Below are 16,781 nucleotides of genomic sequence, written 5' to 3'. Positions count from 1 at the left end.
TTATATAATTTCATTGTGGTTATTAAGCCGATACTGGTTTAACTACTTCTAATTCTCCTGTACCTTGAAAGTCTACCGAATAACTTCTATTATCTCCTCGATTTCCGTCTTCTTTATAATCTGTGATTATTGCTTTACCTTTCAAATAACCTGCATCATCATCAGCAACTTTGTAAGAAGCACCTTTTAGACCCATTTTCAACAAAAGAGGTTGTTTTGAAATGAATAATTCTAATAAATTGAATTTATCAATAATACCTGCTTCTGCTACACCATGACCAACTGAACCATTATATGTTGAATTCCATGATAACACATCACCAACAAATTCTTCCCAATCTCCTGATTCTTGTGTACCTACATTACGGGTTGACATGTTTGTTGATAGTGAATAACCACTTGCTAACATGAAAGGCTTCCAATTTGTTCCATTATCATTTGATGCGTATAAAATTGCTTCATTTCCGCTTACTATTTCTTGTGACATTTATATTTAAATTCTTTTTTTAATCTGAGTTTCAATAACATAATATTCATGAATTTGGTCGTAATCTTCATTATACAATGATGTATATTCACAACCTGCATCTTCAAGAATATTTGTTACTTTTTCCAGAATTTCCACTGCTTTATCATAGTCTTGAGATACTATATAGATACGTGCAGTAAGTGACGTTTTTTTATTTCTTCTAAGGGAATCTTGAGAATATTTAGGGTCTTGATTATCTTGCTGAAATACAATATAATTACCTGTTGTATCTGATTCAGCACATACAGGGTATATTTGATTTTTAGTGATTTCAACTATTTCAGCATTTTCTTTTAACTTAAGATTAATAAAACTTGTTAAATTCATTCATATTTTATTGTTTTTTAGCCTTTTGGATAATAGAAGTAATGATTTCAGCATATTCTTTAACCATGATATCTTCTGATACATTAGCAGTAGTAGTTATAGCTCCCGAGAAATAATTTGTACCCTTCATTGTACCATATTTACCCCTATTTCCAGTACCATTCTCTAATAAATGACCATGATAACCACGCCAATTACCAAACACTCTAGCACCTATTCGAAGCCCCTTCTTTCCCTTTATATTCTTTGTTCCTATAGACTTTGCTAGATTGCCTGTTTTCTTATTTGGCTTAAGATTATTTCTTATTTCTTTGATAAGAGGTTTAGCAACTTTTTTAAAGACTTTTAAGTCTATTCCTTTTTGTTCTGATGTTGTAAATTCGTTGTATATTTCATCCAGAATTTTAACACCTGATAAAATAACACCCATTATTAATTATGTTATTTTTTCTAAATCAAAAACAATCTCCTGTTTTTGTTTATTTGGATTTTTGAATATGATATTATAATCATCACCATCATACTCTATTCTATCCTTATCTGTAATATCTTCTGCATCATCATAACGACAATACATTTTAATCTTCAGTGTATTAATAAGCTTGTTATTATCTATTATTTCACCACCAGAATAGATTATTATCTTACACCATACATCACATGAAATATTATACCCTTTTGATACACTTCCTGATAATTCTGAAACTGTTTTTGAGTATTTTTTAATGATTACATTTTCGTTTAATTCACCTGCTGATAACATTACACAAACTCCTTTCGAAATGGTGCTAATAAGTAGTAACTTCCTTTACTATTTATTTCAATTTTCTTATCTGATAAATTACCTGTGTAATTCTTATAATCTTCAATGAACATCAAACGAGATTGGTAAATAATTTCAGGTGATTCAGGGAATAATTCTTCTATTTCCTCAATGGTTCTTTGTGTTTCCATTTCAACCATTGATTTCGATAAGAGAATTAATCTATCAAGCTTATCATCTAGCTTATTATTACTAATTTTAAGTTCTTTCTTTACATCTTCTAATGTCATATTTTCCTCTTATTTTTTTGTAAAAGAGGGTGTATTAATACACCCCCTAGGAAATTATATAAATTGCTTACGCTAAGATGTTAGTAATTGCAAGAATGGCTTCTTGGTGTAGAATATTCCAATCAACTTCTACTTCAAAGTGGTAACGAACTTGAGAAGTACCCATATAAGTATAAGGGTCATATTCAACCGTTGCATTCTCGAAGAAATTAACTAAAACGTGTGAGAAGTCACCCATTAAAGCTGTATCATCCTGAATAAAAGGAGATGCTAATACTTTAACTCCTGTGTTAGTAATTGTATCACCTTCAAGCAAAAATTTACCTGAACCTGCATCAATTGCTTCACCTCTCATTGTATTATCCATTAGATAAGAAGTAACAAATTTAGCTTTACCAACATTTACATGTTTCTCTGCTAATTTCTTTCTCCATCCCAATACAGCTTGATAATTAACACCTGCACTTACATGGTCTACTGCTGTACCCATTGCAAAAAGTCCACCAGGGTTTTTCTCTCCTCGTACTGTAGCAGAAAATAATTCGGCTTCAATTGATTCTTCTAAATGAACCTTTGATTCTTGAATAACTTGTGCAGTTGCTCCAACAATATCTTCTCTTACAAAACGCTTTCCAACAAGTACATCAAATGGAATTTTTCTCGCTCGCAATACAACTGTACGAAAGGTTACAGATTTATTATCACCTGCTTCATTTTCACCTTTAAAACCTGCTACACCAGTTAAACGGTTTGCAACAACTTTTTCAACCATTTGAGGCTCAAAAGTAACTTGTACACCAAGCTTATTTAAAAGTTGCTCAGGATACAATGAAGTAGCTAATGATTTATTTGATTGAGTAACTTGAGGGTTATCAGTAATTGATTGCGCTCTTTCTTTTTTAAACATTGAAGTAGGAATACTTCTAACTTTTTTATCATCCGAATTTGGAAGAGTCCAATTTGTCATTTCATTTCTCTTATTTTTTAATGGTTCACCTTCGATTTTCACATCTTCGAATGAACGTGCTTTTTCTTTATTGATAGCAATTTGATTATCAATTTTATTACCTAATTCTGTTGATTGTGTCAACAACTCATTTCTTTCTTTTACTTCGTTTTCTTCTAATTCACGATTTTCTTTTTCAGCTTTAGTTTCAAGAGCTTCCATTTTAGTAATTACTTCTGCTCTCTTTTGCTTCATTTCATCAATTTTCATAAATGTTCGTACTTCTTTTTTCTTTTCTTTTTGTTCAGTAATTACTTCTGAACGTGCTTTTGCAAATGAATCAACATAAGCAGGGTTAACAACTATATTAACCGCCAATAATTCTAGATAATGAATAGTCCTTACCTCTATCCCATTTTCATCATATTCAATTTTGGTTTGGTCTTCATCTTCAAAAAATTCAAATGAATTACCATACAAATCTTCTCTTTTAGCTTTTGCATAAACTGATTGATGTTGTGGGTCTTCCTTATTTAATTGGCATCTGTAATAATATCCATCATCCTTTTCAAATAAAACTAAGGTTGAGTTCCTTTGTCTCCCCAAAATTTCACCATCTATATGATTTGAGGTCATTATTATATCTCTCTTGATATGTACTGCACCACGCACCACTTTTTCATAAAAACCCATATACTTAGAAGCTGAATTATAAGTAATAAAACGACCTTCTAATATCCATTCATCTTTATCATTTTGGGGTGCTGTAATAGTTGTAGTTAAGCTTCTTATTTGCTTTTCTTTACTCATTTAATATTGAGATTCTTTTTTATTCATTTTCAACAATATCAGGTTCTTTAGGCTTGTCTTCCTCTTCAGTCGATTGAATTCTATTATCTATCTGATTTCTTGCTATTTCATCAAGCATAGATAATGGAGTCATACCACCAACAACTACATACTGATTAGCTTCTTCACTTGTAGGAATATTTAAATTCTTAGCAGCATTAGCAGGTGTAGAAATTCCGCACATAATAGCCTTATACCAATATTCGATTCTTGACTTCATATCACCCAGAATATTAGCTGTACGGTCAAATTCAACTATGAATTTTCCAACCTCTTTTTGTGTGAATAATTTTCTGTTAAGCTCCTGTTCAACTTTATCAAATCGAGGTTCTAAACTTTCACTAGTAAAAGCTAATTGAGCAGCTTCCAGTGTATTATAACTTATCTTACCTGCATTGATTTTTTGTGGAATAACACCATAATAACGTGCTACATTTAAATCATTATAAGCTCTTGATTCAAGTAATTGAGAATTTTTAGGGTCTACTGAAATCGGCTTAATATCCATTGATTCACCTTGAGTGAACACAAGACCACCACCATCACTTAAAGCTGATGCTACACTATTACGTGTATCTTTAATTCTATTCTCTGTAGTCCTTCCTTTAAGGTTAATAACAGCAGAAAAATTTGCACCATTTTTAAAGAATTTCTTAGCTGTATTTTCTGAATGGTTGGCTATTTCAAGCGTATCAGCAGCATAAGCATTTAAAGGTGTACCTTCATAACCGTTATCTGTATTTTCCCAAATATGTGCCATAGAAGGTGATTCAATTACCCCATATCCATTTACATCATATTCTACATCACTTGGAATAAATTGATTATTGGGAATAACTCTAACATATTGGTTTTTTATTGGAATAATTTCTTCTAATACACCATAGTTATCTTTTTTCAACATCAAATAACCATTACCATTACCTGTTAAACTATTCCAGATAAATTGTCTCATTACTTCATTTCGGGTGTGTAACTTATTAGGGTTATTTAGCACCTTCTGTACTCTGTGATTAGGTCTATGTACTTTTCCTTCATCAGTAATTTCAAAGACTTTTATAGGACAAGTACTAACACCATTTGCAATAGCAAGAATACAAGCATAAGCAGCAGGTAAATTTGTATTATCACCACCACCAAGAATTCCTTCAAATCCTGATATTGTTGAAAAACTTGCACCTGTAGAAGTTGGTTCACTTCTTATTTTTTGTTGTGATTTTTGTTCTTGTGAATAATTAATATTTACTAATTGCATTCATATTTTTATTCTTTTTTATGTGTTCTTGTTTTAGTAGTTGAACACTGCAATATTATCACTAACATTTCCTACATATCCGTTTTCATTATCGTGCATAAAGCCACTAAGTGCCTGAATCATTGTAATCACGATATCTATTTTGTATTTATTTGAATCATTTTTCTTAAAAGGCTTAGGATTGTTATTATTATCTGTTTTTAAAACAGAATTCTTAAAACAATAACGAGTCATAGGATTATCATCTATAATAACTTCATACTTATTATCATCTATTATTAACAACTCTAATTCCTTTGTTGGTTTACCAAAATGACCATAGCCTTGTCCATGTTTTACAAGATGAAAACCTGAATTTTGTAATTGAGGTGTAATCCCTCCACTTAGGGAAAAATCAAACAGTATAGCCATAACATCCAGATTGTAATTATTTCTATTTCTTTCAATATCCATAGTCACATAATTATAATCTACCGTTGCTGATGGAGTTAATTTTAAATAACCTGCATCATGCATTGTTTTAAAGAAGTGATAGTTATAACAATTTTCAAAACCAATCTTAGGCAAATATGGAACTGATTTGAAAATATATTTCCCATCCTTAAATATTAAATAAGTGACTGAAGTTAAATCGCTCACCGAACTCAAATCCAAGCCAATCCAACACTGACAACCTCTATAATCTTCAAAATCTACTTTTTCAGTACATCTCTTTCTTACATCATTTGCCGATATCCAGACTTCACTGTTTTCTACAAAAACATTTAATAATTTAGTTTTAAATTCTGGTTGTTCAGACTTCAATTTTAAACAGTTATTCAACTGGTCATCATATAAATTTCTAACTCTTCTTTCATGAATATATAAGGGATGTACTTTTTCAACTGCTCTATTCTCTATACACTTTTCCCAACATTCTTTTTCGTCATCATCCAAGTCATATATTAAAGCAAACTTTGATTTAGGAAGAGATTTATTTTGTAATTCTTCTTTATAAGTATCATACATTTCTTTCAACAAACCATCCATTATATCACCTGCTGTTGAAATATAAATACCTAATGGGTTCTCTCTTTTACCTGCTGTATACTCTAAAGCTGTTTTAAGTTTAGAATCCTTTGCTGCCCAAACTTCATCATAGATAAAACAAGATGGATTTTTACCATCATTCCTTTTCTTATCCGCACTAATACAAAACATTTGTCCATCAGTATTTTTAAATTTCAATATGCCCTGATGGTTATATTCTGATTCAGGAATTTTCCATGCATTTCTACATTTTGAAACTGAATATTTACACATATCCTTAGCCTGTTTAAATACTTCACCTGCTTGTTCCTTTGAATTTGCAGCTATATTTACAACAGCCTTTTCCTTATCGGTTCTGTCTGGAAACATGATTGCAATTATTCCAAGGATAGCAGCAATAAAGGATTTACCGCCACCTCTTGTCATTAGAATAAATGCTTCTTTTACGACTCTGTAATTATCCTCTTTATAAAACCATCCATGAATACCTGCAATGATGAAAGCCTGAAAAGGGTAAAACACTATCTTCTTATTGTCTACTGTTCTGTAGTTATTCTCTATAGCATTTATAATTCTCTGTACCCATGCCGTATCAAAATAAATATCTTTATCATTTGATAGTTCTACAAAAACATCAATCATAGAACGGAGTGAAGAAGAAGCAAGAACTGAACCGTTAAGAATACCCATGACATAATCATCTACTCTTTTAATTCCGACTTTCTTATAATTCATTAATATTCTAATTCATTTTTATCCGTAGGCTTTAGTTCCTTTTTACTTTTCTGAGTAAGCATTAATTGAACTGCATAAGTGAGATATAAAGACTGTAGAGATTTAATCTCTACTATAAAAGGATGCTTTCTAATTGCTCCTGTTTTCTGGTCGATATATGTTGGTTCTTTCTTGACTTCTTCAGAATATTCAATGATGTTCTGATACACTAAAGCCATTTGAGTACAAGGCAAGACATCAATATTTGTGAAGCCTCTTTCCTGTTCAATTAACTCCTTTAGGATTTTGTAATGTGCTTTGGCTATAGGTTCTTTTCGAAGAGCAGAAGGAATTGTATCTTTTAATTCTTTCTTCATATTCTCTTTCTTTATTTTGGTAGGTTGATAGATGCTATTATATAATCAAGCATTCTATCTTTATAGTATAAGTTCAATTGGAATTCTTTATTCTTCTTTCTTATACTTTTCTTCTTTATCACATAGGCTTTATCAATGATTCCTATGTCTTTAATATTGGCTCTAATTAATAATTTAATATGTGATTTATTAGCTGCTCTTTCATGAGCATATTCATATTTAATATTTGAAATTAAGTCACCATTATATTTATCAGTTAAGAGTTCAGTATTTAATATTTTAATTCTTTTATCTCCCTGTATTACTACAGCATATTCAAATTCATCTACAACATCTTCTATTAGTTCATTATCCTTATTGTAGAATTCAACACTGGTGACTACTTTATGAGTAAATGATAGATAACGCTGTATACAGGCAATTGATATTTTCTTATCATGTGTTTGTAACATTAATGGTTAACAATTATTTTTTATTACCCCTTGATTTACTGACAGTTAGAAGGATTTATTTAAGTCTCCCCCCTATCTTAAAATACTGATATACAGGGGAAACCACCGAAGGGAGTGACCTTTAAACGTGCGATACTTTTTCAGAATTTCAGCGTTTTTGGTAATCAAGGTTTTTCTGGTAGACTTCGAAGTAATAAGAATGAAAATTTGTATTAGTTTCTTCATACACTTCAATTAGAAGTTCCATATCTTCCACATCTATTTTCATAAATTTATGTACTTCGATGTGGCATGATTCACACAAACCACTTAGATTTTCATAATCAAAAGCATATTCTAAAGCTTTATCATAGTCAGTATCTAAATATTGAGCAAAGGGTATAATATGATGTATGTGTTCTGTGTACTTTCTTTTACAACATTCACATATTGGGTTATCAGAAAATTTTAAGGTTCTTAAATCCTTCCATTGTCTACTCTGATAGATTTTCTGGTGAGCCTGTTTAGCTCTTATCATTCTTTAACTTGTGTTTTACTTGTTGCTTAAACAGGTCTAAAAATGAATAGAAACCAGTTAAACTAAATACAATAAATGTTCCAAATAAAACTGCAAGAATTCCAGAGGTAATAAGTGTTGTGGGTGTTATTCCAAAGATTATTAAAATAACAGGGATGGAGAAAATTACAACCGCATTAAAAGCTAATTCTAATAACTGAAGTAATAAATTGAGTGTAAATAATATTGATAATTTTAATTCTTTCATTTATTGTTCTTTCCATTTTTTATAGAATGTATCAAATTCCTTTTCATCCATTCTTTTTACTCTTTCGTGTCCATTAAATAGTACATAGTAAGTAGCACTAATATTTGCTTTTCTGATAATAATTGTTCCAGATTCGTTTCTATATTCACCATTAACATATTTAATCTCAGATACTCTATCTAGTAATGTTAATTTCTTTTTAGAAGCTTTTTTTACTTCCACTTCTGTTTCAATTGCTACTTCTTGAGTAACTTGTTCTTCTGCTTTCTTAACAACTTTTTTAGTCGTTTCTGTTGCTTTTTTCTTAGCCATTTTTTATAATTTCCTTTTTTATTATGGTAATAATTCAATGTATTTTAATCACATTCTTTGTTTTTCATTAAAAACACCATACATTTTACATATATTTTCCTATTATTATTACCACTTTTTTATACTTTTTGAGCGCTTTTCTGGTGATTTTTTATAATTTATTTTTAAATTATTTCTTTTATTCTCTCCATAACATCAGGATGGATACCTGCGCAAAATGGTTTATTTGTTGGGTCTATATCTGAGTGCTGTTTTATATTAATATCACCATGTTTTGATTTCAACATCCTCAATAAATTTATTAAGGAATTCATTTGATTTTCTGTGAATATTCCATCCTTACTTATTAAACATATACCAATTGTGTTTCTATTATGACCATATGTATGTGCGCCTGATTTGTTTGTCCTTCTTCCACTCTCGATTAACCCATCACAAACTTCATCATAGTAGCCTGAATTGGTATATCCATTTAGTACAACATAGTTATATCCAATTTCATCATATCCCTTTTCTCTATGCCAAGAATCAATCAGTAAGGCATTTCCAAACGATGATGCAGAAGCATGTATTATTACTTCTTTACTCTCATTTAAATTCTTTGTTAATACTTTTACTCTCTTGGTTATCTGTTCATTATTCATCCATATCTTATTGTTTTTTTAGCATTTTCCATCTATAAAAAAGCTCCCAATCAATACTGAGTGGGAGCTTAAAAAAAATAAATCTTTAAAATGAAAAACTTAATTAAAGTCCTTATTCTATATATTTAAGTTATGATATCAAAAAGTGTTTTTTTGCAATTATTTTTATAAAAAAGAGCATCCATTAATGAATACTCTTAATAATCTCTTTATTATTTACTCAACTAAAATGGTTGCAACTCAGCCATTCGTTGAACAATTTTTCGTTTAAAGTAAGTCCCTTCACCAACCAATGCAGTAATCTCTGGAATATTTCGTAAATATTCTCTTATAGAATTTTCATGACCTGTCAAATCCAATTCAGTACATTCAATACCTTTTTCCTCTGCATATTCATTTATCCAATAGTCTATTATTTTATCCACTTCATCATTATCTATAGATTTTGAAGGTATACCACCCCTTATTCCTCTTAAAATTTGTAACGATTCTTCAAGTAATTCTCTATCACTTCTAATATCCTTCTCCTCACTAGATGATTTTGGAGTTTTAGACAATCGTTTTTCAAGTTGCTCCCAGTTCGTATCGAAAACAGATTTCAAACTAGATTCTCTAAGATTTTTACCACCTGTCTCACTAACAATACCATTAATAGTCTTTAATAACTTAAATATATCTTCTTTATTAAAACTTGTGTGTTGAAACTGTGAAAGTGGAGATTGGACATTAGCAGGTGTTATATCGAACAAGAAAGTACAAACAAACGCATCTTCATTTTTTGCTATTGCTCCTGCCTCGAAATGCACCCAATTCGAATTTAAATTTTCCTCAGTTAGGCAAATGATTGCTACCTTAGATTCTTTCAATTCGTTAGCTATTTCTTTACTCCAACGTTTTCCTTTGTCAATATCCGTTGAAATCCAAGGCTCTAATGATTGTAAAACTTGTTCTAACCAACTACTAAGAGACTCTGCTATATACTTGCTTCTTTCACCAGACCAACTTATAAATGTTTTCATTTTTCTCGTTTATATTATATTCTTAAATAATCATCTATATCATATTCCCTATTCATAAAATGCAAAGTCCCTGGTTGAACTTGTGGTTTTACTCCTAGAAGTTTTTCACTTTTAACTTTTTCAGAAAATTCCCTTACGCTTTCTTTATTAGGAAACATGTCAATATGGGTCACAATATTCCACATCAGATTAAAAAGTAAATCATCCGTAAATATTACATGTTCAACTGTTATATTGTTCGAATTTCCATTATGAACAAGTTCACACCTCCTTAGGTATGCATCTTTTATCTTCTCTTGATAGTTCTTATCCTCCCAATAATCAACCCATCCAATAAAAGCTTCAGCAAGTTCTGGAAGTCTTTCCATATACTTATCTTGACTAGGTAACAACATTTCTATAGCAATCATATTCCATAGAAATGCGTATTCCAAATCTCGACTCATCATACTTTTTCCAGACATTTCAGCAGCACGGATAATTGTATCCTTCCACTTCTTATTCATTTTTTTCTTTGAATCAATTAGTTTTAGAAATTCTAAAAAGAAAAAATCCTTATGAAATTTCAACCATTTCTTTCCAATCCTAAAGGGTAATATTTTACTTTCTTTGGTGGAACACAAACTTGACTTATATTCATTTTTATTAAGAATGAATAGTTCAGTATGAGTATTCAAATCAATCATTCCAAATTGTGAATTTCTTCTTCTATTACAATATCCTAATTGTGAAAAACCTAAAATATGAGTAGCCTTTTCAACTTCCTTACGAATATCATATCTTAACTTTTCATCTTTCGAATCCCCTCGAAATGTACATATTGCATAAGTTTTAGATAATTTGAAATAATTACTAAGAAATTTGGTTTCATTAATTCGAGAAAGTGGTACAGGAAAACCAAGTCGCTTTCTAACTCTTGGTATTTTTGTTACATCAATAAAAGTAACTCTACCAATCTTCAATTCCTTTGAAATACTTTTTCCTAACTCCAAACTATAAATTGGAGTAATGAACAACCATTCATCATTCTTTGACTTAACAACAATACTATTCTTCAAAATCTAAACTTTTAAAATCCATTAAAATGCTATTCTGTAATTTTAATTCAATATTTAACTTTCTTATCTTAACATCATAATAGACCGAATGTTCACTATCTGAAAATTTGGATTCAGATATTTCAACATCTTTCTTTTTAACACCAGAAAAGTCTCGATGACTTTGTTTCAATAAATAAACAATATCCTCACGAAGACAAGGTAATTTAACATTTTGCTCTACTGGATAACTTTGAAGAATTAAATAACGTTTATAATCTTCTTCAGAAAAAATACCAAGTTTCTTTAGCAATACCATTTGATAATTAAAACTTGCCAAATAATAATTTAAACTACCTCTATCATAGTCCAGAATTAATAATTCTCTAACTACTATTAATAATATTATCAAATGGGATTTAAATGAATGAAGAGAACTTATAACATTGTACTCATCTTTATTCATAAAAATCTGCTTAGTTTGGTCGAGTCCCAATTCTTTAATAGAAATATTAATTACCGAAAACAAATCAATATCTCTAATCAAAACCTTTTGACCATCTGATATTTCACCATATACTTTATCGTTTTCAACAAAATACTTTTTCCTCTTTCTCTTATCTTGAACTAAATTCCAAAATGGTAATAACTCTAGAGGAGTAATATTATGATTCTTAATTTCCTTCAGTTCCTCACCAACTTTAAACATTTGTGTTTCAAGAGATTTTATTTTCTCATTCTTTTCATTAACCTGAATCTGGTTTTTAAAAGACAAAACAATCCAAATCAAAGTTGAAACAGTAGCAAGAGTTCCAACAATTCCACCAAAAAAACCTGCGAAATTAGACCAATCCGAAGAATCTAGTGAAAGTGAACCGTGAAAAATCATGAAATACAAGGAAAGAATACCCCCAATAAGTAAGAGAAGAAGTAAAATAAATATATTTCCTTTTCTTAAGACAGTTTTATCCATAGTATCAGAATTAACATTAGAACATAAAGTTAACAACACCATATGAATTAACAATATATCTCATAAAAAAAAGAGTTGCCTTTTAAAAAGTAACTCTTCTTCATATTCCTCTTTTTCAATTTATTCTACATCGCACCATGTTCTACCTGTTGCGATACCATACAGGCAATTATAGCTTACATTATACTTATCTTGATAGTATGAATAGTTCACTTTAGTATTTTCGTCTAAAGTGCTTATATACTCTTTAAATTCAATAATATTATTATTAGAAATGGTTCGATGAGCATCTTTTATTCTTACCATCGAATAGTTCATATTCTCTTGTCTGCTTCTCACATCCAGATTCTCTAAACTATTATTACTTCTATCGTAGTCTAAATGATTAATTTCAAAACCTTCAGGAATTTCACCAACCCATGAAGACCAAACAGCTATTTGGCAATAAACTTGATGATTCTTACCATCAATTCTTAAATTCCATTTGTAATAATCATTGGCATTCTTGACTGGTTGTAGTTTTCTGCCTGTCTTTGAGTTAAAACACTCTCCTTTTCTGTTTAAATAATAATTAGTATCACGAAATTGTACTAAAACTTCATCATCTAATTCTTGAGTATCTAAACAGATATAGTTTTTCTCTAACCAGTTGTAATCATCAAATACACCCAACCTATGAGCAGTATTATAAATATTTGGATATGCTTCTCTAAATTCTTGTAGGTTGTCAAAATGAGCTAATAATTCATGAATTAATGCTCTTCTGTTTTCATTTTTTAATTCTTTCTTTTCTGATTTGATTTCATAATTTTTCATTTTAAATAATGTTCTTTTTTTTAAGTACACTGAAGTACTTACATTATTATATATTCTTGAAAAAATATGAAAAAGCGTATTTTTTGATATTTTTTATAAAAATTTTTTAATATTTTAATTTATCATATTTGGATTGATTAATGATGGTTTAAATTATTAATTCTTTAATCTCTGATGTAAGTTTTTAATATTTTAATTTCCTTTTAGAATAGAAATGTAGATAACACGACACTAAATGAATTTATCAAAAAGTAGAATATCAAGCTTTTGGGGTTTGTGAACCAATATGGTTATAAGATTCTTTTTGTTTTGTCCAACTTGAGATAAACAATAAAATACCCTTAGTAGTAGCTAACATTATTCTCGCTGAATTAATTTTTTCTTCCATACTAACAAAATCATCATTCTTTTGAATAATTCCTTCTATTTTTCTACCTCCGCCTTTCCTAACAGATTTACTTGTAACATTATTACTAAAATGTACATATCCACAACCTGCTTTATAAGCATCTTTAACCCATGAAAAAGTCTTATTTTTTGATAATCTATCACATAAATAATTATCACTCATCTTCTTACCTCTATCATCTTTAAGTTGATTAATTTGCTTACCACCAATTACTTTAAGAGCAAAATCATCAACATTAAATGATATGATTGTCGATGCGAAAATACGCAATAAAGAATCTATTTGGATTCTAACTAATGGAGCTGCTGATAAAAAGTTTTTATCTCGCATTAATAAAGTGTAACCCCTTATAGTATTTATACTACGATTTAAGATGGCTGAACAAAATAAATCATAGGAATATAAACCATAAGTTTCAAGCATTACCTTACTATAATCCTTAATAATGATATCTAATCCTTTATCCAATTTTTTTAATAAATCCTCTAATTCTATTTCTTTATCTTCCATAATCTATTTTTATTGTAAAGTTATAATTTATTCTACAGATAATAAATTGAATAAAAAGAATATTACATTATCATTATCTGGCATATTTTTAAAAAGTTTTAAATAAGGATATTTATAACGGTTTTAATAGATTTAGGTTTGAATGTAACTTAATTATTAGATTTGAATAGTTATTAGACTAAATCAAGAATAAACTATGTTAATTTTAATAGAAAGCTTTCTTCAGGAGTTTTTTGTGTTTGGGTTGCGAAGCACAAACCCATGAACAAAAACGATAATATTCATTTATAATATATTCTACTTTAAAGCCTTTTTAGACCATTTCACTTTGAATATATCAACTATCATTGTTGAATATATCTTTGCTTAAAGTTTACCTAAACCTTGTTGAATAGAGTTTTGTTTGTGTTGTGGCGAAGCAAACAAACACAAAAGCAAACAAACGATAATATTTATTTTTAATATAATCTATTTAAAAGCCTTTTAAACCCTTTGTTTATTGAATATAACTTACTATTCATTTATTCTTTATTATTAGCTTAAACCATAGATAATCCTATTCAGGTTTGAGTATAACTTTGTTTGTTTCTTTAATATATTATTCAATCCTAATAGAGTTGTTTTGTGTTGGTGTGCAAAGCACAACACCATAAACAAAATACGATATCAACATTAATAAATCTTCTTTTGTGAGACATCATTATTAAATATTACACCTTAAAATCACAAAACCTTCTTGTCTACCTTTATTCTTTATATAATACCTTATTAGAATTAAGGTAGGCAGTCGTGTTTTGTGATAAAATCAATCGTCTTTTGTGATATAAACAAGTAAATATTACAAACAAGGTAGATAATCGTGTTTTGTGACAAACCATATTAAAAAAAACATAAGATATTGACGTTTTCAATAATGATTATTTAATAGATAGTATAGATTGTTTTGTTAGTTACACACTAAAAGGGGTTTTGATTTATTTCGAACCCCTTTTTTAATGCTTTAAATAAACATTTTGATTTTTTTTTCATATAAAAATAAAATAAATCGTGTTTTGTGAGTTTTGACTAGTTAATATTTAATAGATACTATGTGTAACGAACAAAACAAAATATTAAAAAATGGAAAAACAAAACAACTACAGACCACTTAATTACAAACCCTCATTAAAATGGGTAAATGATAATATTAAAGATGGAATAAACAATGAAGAAGTGAATGGTATCAAAGTGATAATATTTAATAATCCTACATGGTTACCTTATTCGATTTCAAAAATCAGTCTATTAAAAAACATTTATTCAAAAATTGATAATACTAAGAAGAAAGACTTATTAATACAACACATTGTAACATTTGCATATTTGAATAAAGGAAGGGAAAAATCAGTATATGGTCACCTAAAAAAATATTTATCATCTGAATTTGAAGAATGTGATATTTCAGATAAGTTTTTATTATCAAAAATAAAATATGATTATCAATTTGAAAGTACATTAATCAGAAAAGAACCTATTAATTATATAATTGATAGGGAATCAAAATTTGATATGGAAGATACTAACACACAAAAAACAATACAAACACTAATGACAAAATATAGAACAATTAAAACTGACATCAAGCACGATAAGATTATTGAGATTTATAATAATTATAAGAATGAAATATTTAACATGAGTGATTTAAATAAATTTATTGAAATCGAAACACAAAGTACCATAACATTAAAAAATGACACATTGATTTCTATTTTAAAAAAGAAGAATATTGAATACAAACACAAACAAATAACAATTGGTGAACATACTTTAAATTTCACAACTAGAAAGGAATATGAATACATTAAAGATTTAGAAAAGTATTTCAAATCACATAACGATATCACATCAAATGCACTTGGAAACAAGCATGAAATAGTAAAAAGATTTTGGAAAAAGAATGAATACATTAAGTCTATTATAACTTCATCATATTCATCAATAAAGCAATCTCAGAAGCAAGAAGTGAAGAAAGTTGATAAAGTAGTAACAGAAGAAATCAAACCTCTTAAAACGCCTGTAATTAGCCCTGAAGTTAAAGAGAAAATGAAAGAAGTTATTACTGAAAATACAGAATCTTTTGAGGTAGAGGAAGAAGAAATTATTAACAATTTTATCAATTCAAAAGATAAAGATTTGGATAATGATGAAATAGATGAAGAAGATGATTTCATTATAGAATATAAAGCTAAGCTAGAAGCTAAAAAGGCTGAAGAAGCTATAAAAGAAGCTGCTGAAGAAGAAGAAATAAGAAAGAAGTTACATATATCGAAAAAAGAAAAAGAAAGCTTTATATGGTCTAGTTTGAATAATGATAACGTACCAAAATCAAATAAGAAAATTATTAAAAAAGAGAAGAAACATGAAACCGATGTTAATGGTAGAATCATTAGCATGAAAAAAGAAGAACAATATTTAGGTTCTGCTTTAGGATTTTAAAAAAAACAATCCAACATATATGAAACCACTAAAAATTAAATTATTCCCAAGAGGTCAAAATCCTAGAGAAAAATCTAAAAAATTTAACAAATGGTTCTTGGAGAAATACAAAAACCTAATCAACCTTTAAGCTAGTCTACCCGACTAGCTTTTTTTTATAAAAAATTGAAAATAATTACCCAAAAACACCTTTTTGAATATCAATCAGAAATATATAATAAAAACAAGATTATTAGAATGATAACACTTATTGAAGCAGAAGATTTATTTGATAAAAAGAAGAATTGA

20 protein-coding genes are annotated in these 16,781 nt (G+C 28.7%); 1 reads left to right on the top strand and 19 read right to left on the bottom strand.

From position 1 onward, the window contains the following. Positions 1 to 22 precede the first annotated feature (22 nt). From GCQ56_RS07725 to GCQ56_RS07635, 19 genes are all read right to left on the bottom strand, one after another. Positions 23 to 487, bottom strand: a complete 465-nt coding sequence (locus GCQ56_RS07725; protein ID WP_152733863.1) for a hypothetical protein — start codon at positions 485 to 487, stop codon at positions 23 to 25. A gap of 6 nt (positions 488 to 493) precedes the next feature. After that, positions 494 to 856, bottom strand: coding sequence for a hypothetical protein (locus tag GCQ56_RS07720; RefSeq protein ID WP_152733862.1), 363 nt, complete (start codon positions 854 to 856; stop codon positions 494 to 496). Positions 857 to 863: 7 nt separating this feature from the next. After that, positions 864 to 1,286 carry an HK97 gp10 family phage protein gene (locus GCQ56_RS07715; RefSeq protein WP_152733860.1) on the bottom strand — a complete coding sequence of 141 codons (423 nt, stop codon included), beginning with the start codon at positions 1,284 to 1,286 and terminating at the stop codon, positions 864 to 866. A 6-nt stretch (positions 1,287 to 1,292) separates the two neighbouring features. Then, positions 1,293 to 1,619, bottom strand: a complete 327-nt coding sequence (locus tag GCQ56_RS07710) for a phage head closure protein (protein WP_152733858.1) — start codon at positions 1,617 to 1,619, stop codon at positions 1,293 to 1,295. Further along, positions 1,619 to 1,909: a phage head-tail connector protein gene (locus tag GCQ56_RS07705; protein ID WP_152733857.1), complete on the bottom strand. Its 291-nt coding sequence runs from the start codon at positions 1,907 to 1,909 to the stop codon at positions 1,619 to 1,621. Before GCQ56_RS07705 ends, GCQ56_RS07710 begins: the two co-directional genes overlap by 1 nt. A 67-nt stretch (positions 1,910 to 1,976) precedes the next feature. Continuing rightward, entirely contained in the window at positions 1,977 to 3,665 is a 1,689-nt protein-coding gene (locus GCQ56_RS07700; protein ID WP_152733855.1) for an HK97 family phage prohead protease, read from the bottom strand. A 19-nt stretch (positions 3,666 to 3,684) separates the two neighbouring features. Further along, the gene (locus GCQ56_RS07695; protein WP_152733853.1) at positions 3,685 to 4,959 is read right to left on the bottom strand and encodes a phage portal protein; all 1,275 of its coding nucleotides are present in this window, start codon (positions 4,957 to 4,959) and stop codon (positions 3,685 to 3,687) included. A 33-nt stretch (positions 4,960 to 4,992) separates the two neighbouring features. Next, on the bottom strand, positions 4,993 to 6,723 hold the full coding sequence (locus tag GCQ56_RS07690) for a terminase large subunit domain-containing protein (RefSeq protein ID WP_152733852.1): 1,731 nt from the start codon (positions 6,721 to 6,723) through the stop codon (positions 4,993 to 4,995). Next, a complete protein-coding gene (locus GCQ56_RS07685) occupies positions 6,723 to 7,079 on the bottom strand; it encodes a P27 family phage terminase small subunit (RefSeq protein ID WP_152733850.1) in 357 nt (118 codons plus the stop codon). Before GCQ56_RS07685 ends, GCQ56_RS07690 begins: the two co-directional genes overlap by 1 nt. Before the next feature lie 11 nt (positions 7,080 to 7,090). Next, positions 7,091 to 7,531 (bottom strand): hypothetical protein, encoded by a 441-nt coding sequence (locus GCQ56_RS07680; protein ID WP_152733849.1) that lies wholly within the window; start codon positions 7,529 to 7,531, stop codon positions 7,091 to 7,093. A 148-nt stretch (positions 7,532 to 7,679) separates the two neighbouring features. Beyond that, entirely contained in the window at positions 7,680 to 8,048 is a 369-nt protein-coding gene (locus GCQ56_RS07675) for an HNH endonuclease (protein ID WP_152733847.1), read from the bottom strand. Further along, positions 8,035 to 8,295: a hypothetical protein gene (locus tag GCQ56_RS07670; RefSeq protein WP_152733846.1), complete on the bottom strand. Its 261-nt coding sequence runs from the start codon at positions 8,293 to 8,295 to the stop codon at positions 8,035 to 8,037. The genes GCQ56_RS07675 and GCQ56_RS07670 overlap by 14 nt, the downstream gene beginning before the upstream one ends. Further along, positions 8,296 to 8,607, bottom strand: a complete 312-nt coding sequence (locus GCQ56_RS07665) for a hypothetical protein (RefSeq protein WP_152733844.1) — start codon at positions 8,605 to 8,607, stop codon at positions 8,296 to 8,298. It lies immediately after the preceding gene. A gap of 164 nt (positions 8,608 to 8,771) precedes the next feature. Then, complete coding sequence (locus GCQ56_RS07660) at positions 8,772 to 9,251, bottom strand: N-acetylmuramoyl-L-alanine amidase (protein WP_152733843.1); 480 nt, start codon at positions 9,249 to 9,251, stop codon at positions 8,772 to 8,774. 224 nt (positions 9,252 to 9,475) lie between these two features. Next, on the bottom strand, positions 9,476 to 10,270 hold the full coding sequence (locus tag GCQ56_RS07655; protein ID WP_152733841.1) for a toll/interleukin-1 receptor domain-containing protein: 795 nt from the start codon (positions 10,268 to 10,270) through the stop codon (positions 9,476 to 9,478). 14 nt (positions 10,271 to 10,284) lie between these two features. Next, positions 10,285 to 11,328 carry a HEPN domain-containing protein gene (locus GCQ56_RS07650; RefSeq protein WP_152733840.1) on the bottom strand — a complete coding sequence of 348 codons (1,044 nt, stop codon included), beginning with the start codon at positions 11,326 to 11,328 and terminating at the stop codon, positions 10,285 to 10,287. Next, a complete protein-coding gene (locus tag GCQ56_RS07645) occupies positions 11,318 to 12,280 on the bottom strand; it encodes a hypothetical protein (RefSeq protein WP_152733839.1) in 963 nt (320 codons plus the stop codon). The genes GCQ56_RS07650 and GCQ56_RS07645 overlap by 11 nt, the downstream gene beginning before the upstream one ends. Before the next feature lie 120 nt (positions 12,281 to 12,400). Continuing rightward, complete coding sequence (locus GCQ56_RS07640) at positions 12,401 to 13,096, bottom strand: HNH endonuclease signature motif containing protein (RefSeq protein WP_152733837.1); 696 nt, start codon at positions 13,094 to 13,096, stop codon at positions 12,401 to 12,403. A gap of 259 nt (positions 13,097 to 13,355) precedes the next feature. Next, positions 13,356 to 14,015 (bottom strand): hypothetical protein, encoded by a 660-nt coding sequence (locus GCQ56_RS07635; protein ID WP_152733835.1) that lies wholly within the window; start codon positions 14,013 to 14,015, stop codon positions 13,356 to 13,358. Positions 14,016 to 15,134: 1,119 nt separating this feature from the next. Here GCQ56_RS07635 and GCQ56_RS07630 point away from each other — a divergent pair. Then, entirely contained in the window at positions 15,135 to 16,493 is a 1,359-nt protein-coding gene (locus GCQ56_RS07630; protein ID WP_152733833.1) for a hypothetical protein, read from the top strand. The last annotated feature ends 288 nt before the right edge of the window (positions 16,494 to 16,781 follow it).

Origin of the sequence: Marinifilum sp. N1E240, from assembly GCF_009295825.1 — a bacterium.
GTDB classification, from domain to species: Bacteria; Bacteroidota; Bacteroidia; order Bacteroidales; family Marinifilaceae; genus Marinifilum_A; species Marinifilum_A sediminis.
This window is presented reverse-complemented; position numbering and strand designations above follow the sequence as displayed.

What these genes read in the sequence shown, in the direction of transcription:
- GCQ56_RS07725 (WP_152733863.1), bottom strand. Translation starts at nt 487, where the DNA reads ATGTCACAAGAAATAGTAAGCGGAAATGAAGCAATTTTATACGCATCA.
- GCQ56_RS07720 (WP_152733862.1), bottom strand. Translation starts at nt 856, where the DNA reads ATGAATTTAACAAGTTTTATTAATCTTAAGTTAAAAGAAAATGCTGAA.
- GCQ56_RS07715 (WP_152733860.1), bottom strand. Translation starts at nt 1,286, where the DNA reads ATGGGTGTTATTTTATCAGGTGTTAAAATTCTGGATGAAATATACAAC.
- GCQ56_RS07710 (WP_152733858.1), bottom strand. Translation starts at nt 1,619, where the DNA reads ATGTTATCAGCAGGTGAATTAAACGAAAATGTAATCATTAAAAAATAC.
- GCQ56_RS07705 (WP_152733857.1), bottom strand. Translation starts at nt 1,909, where the DNA reads ATGACATTAGAAGATGTAAAGAAAGAACTTAAAATTAGTAATAATAAG.
- GCQ56_RS07700 (WP_152733855.1), bottom strand. Translation starts at nt 3,665, where the DNA reads ATGAGTAAAGAAAAGCAAATAAGAAGCTTAACTACAACTATTACAGCA.
- GCQ56_RS07695 (WP_152733853.1), bottom strand. Translation starts at nt 4,959, where the DNA reads ATGCAATTAGTAAATATTAATTATTCACAAGAACAAAAATCACAACAA.
- GCQ56_RS07690 (WP_152733852.1), bottom strand. Translation starts at nt 6,723, where the DNA reads ATGAATTATAAGAAAGTCGGAATTAAAAGAGTAGATGATTATGTCATG.
- GCQ56_RS07685 (WP_152733850.1), bottom strand. Translation starts at nt 7,079, where the DNA reads ATGAAGAAAGAATTAAAAGATACAATTCCTTCTGCTCTTCGAAAAGAA.
- GCQ56_RS07680 (WP_152733849.1), bottom strand. Translation starts at nt 7,531, where the DNA reads ATGTTACAAACACATGATAAGAAAATATCAATTGCCTGTATACAGCGT.
- GCQ56_RS07675 (WP_152733847.1), bottom strand. Translation starts at nt 8,048, where the DNA reads ATGATAAGAGCTAAACAGGCTCACCAGAAAATCTATCAGAGTAGACAA.
- GCQ56_RS07670 (WP_152733846.1), bottom strand. Translation starts at nt 8,295, where the DNA reads ATGAAAGAATTAAAATTATCAATATTATTTACACTCAATTTATTACTT.
- GCQ56_RS07665 (WP_152733844.1), bottom strand. Translation starts at nt 8,607, where the DNA reads ATGGCTAAGAAAAAAGCAACAGAAACGACTAAAAAAGTTGTTAAGAAA.
- GCQ56_RS07660 (WP_152733843.1), bottom strand. Translation starts at nt 9,251, where the DNA reads ATGAATAATGAACAGATAACCAAGAGAGTAAAAGTATTAACAAAGAAT.
- GCQ56_RS07655 (WP_152733841.1), bottom strand. Translation starts at nt 10,270, where the DNA reads ATGAAAACATTTATAAGTTGGTCTGGTGAAAGAAGCAAGTATATAGCA.
- GCQ56_RS07645 (WP_152733839.1), bottom strand. Translation starts at nt 12,280, where the DNA reads ATGGATAAAACTGTCTTAAGAAAAGGAAATATATTTATTTTACTTCTT.
- GCQ56_RS07640 (WP_152733837.1), bottom strand. Translation starts at nt 13,096, where the DNA reads ATGAAAAATTATGAAATCAAATCAGAAAAGAAAGAATTAAAAAATGAA.
- GCQ56_RS07635 (WP_152733835.1), bottom strand. Translation starts at nt 14,015, where the DNA reads ATGGAAGATAAAGAAATAGAATTAGAGGATTTATTAAAAAAATTGGAT.
- GCQ56_RS07630 (WP_152733833.1), top strand. Translation starts at nt 15,135, where the DNA reads ATGGAAAAACAAAACAACTACAGACCACTTAATTACAAACCCTCATTA.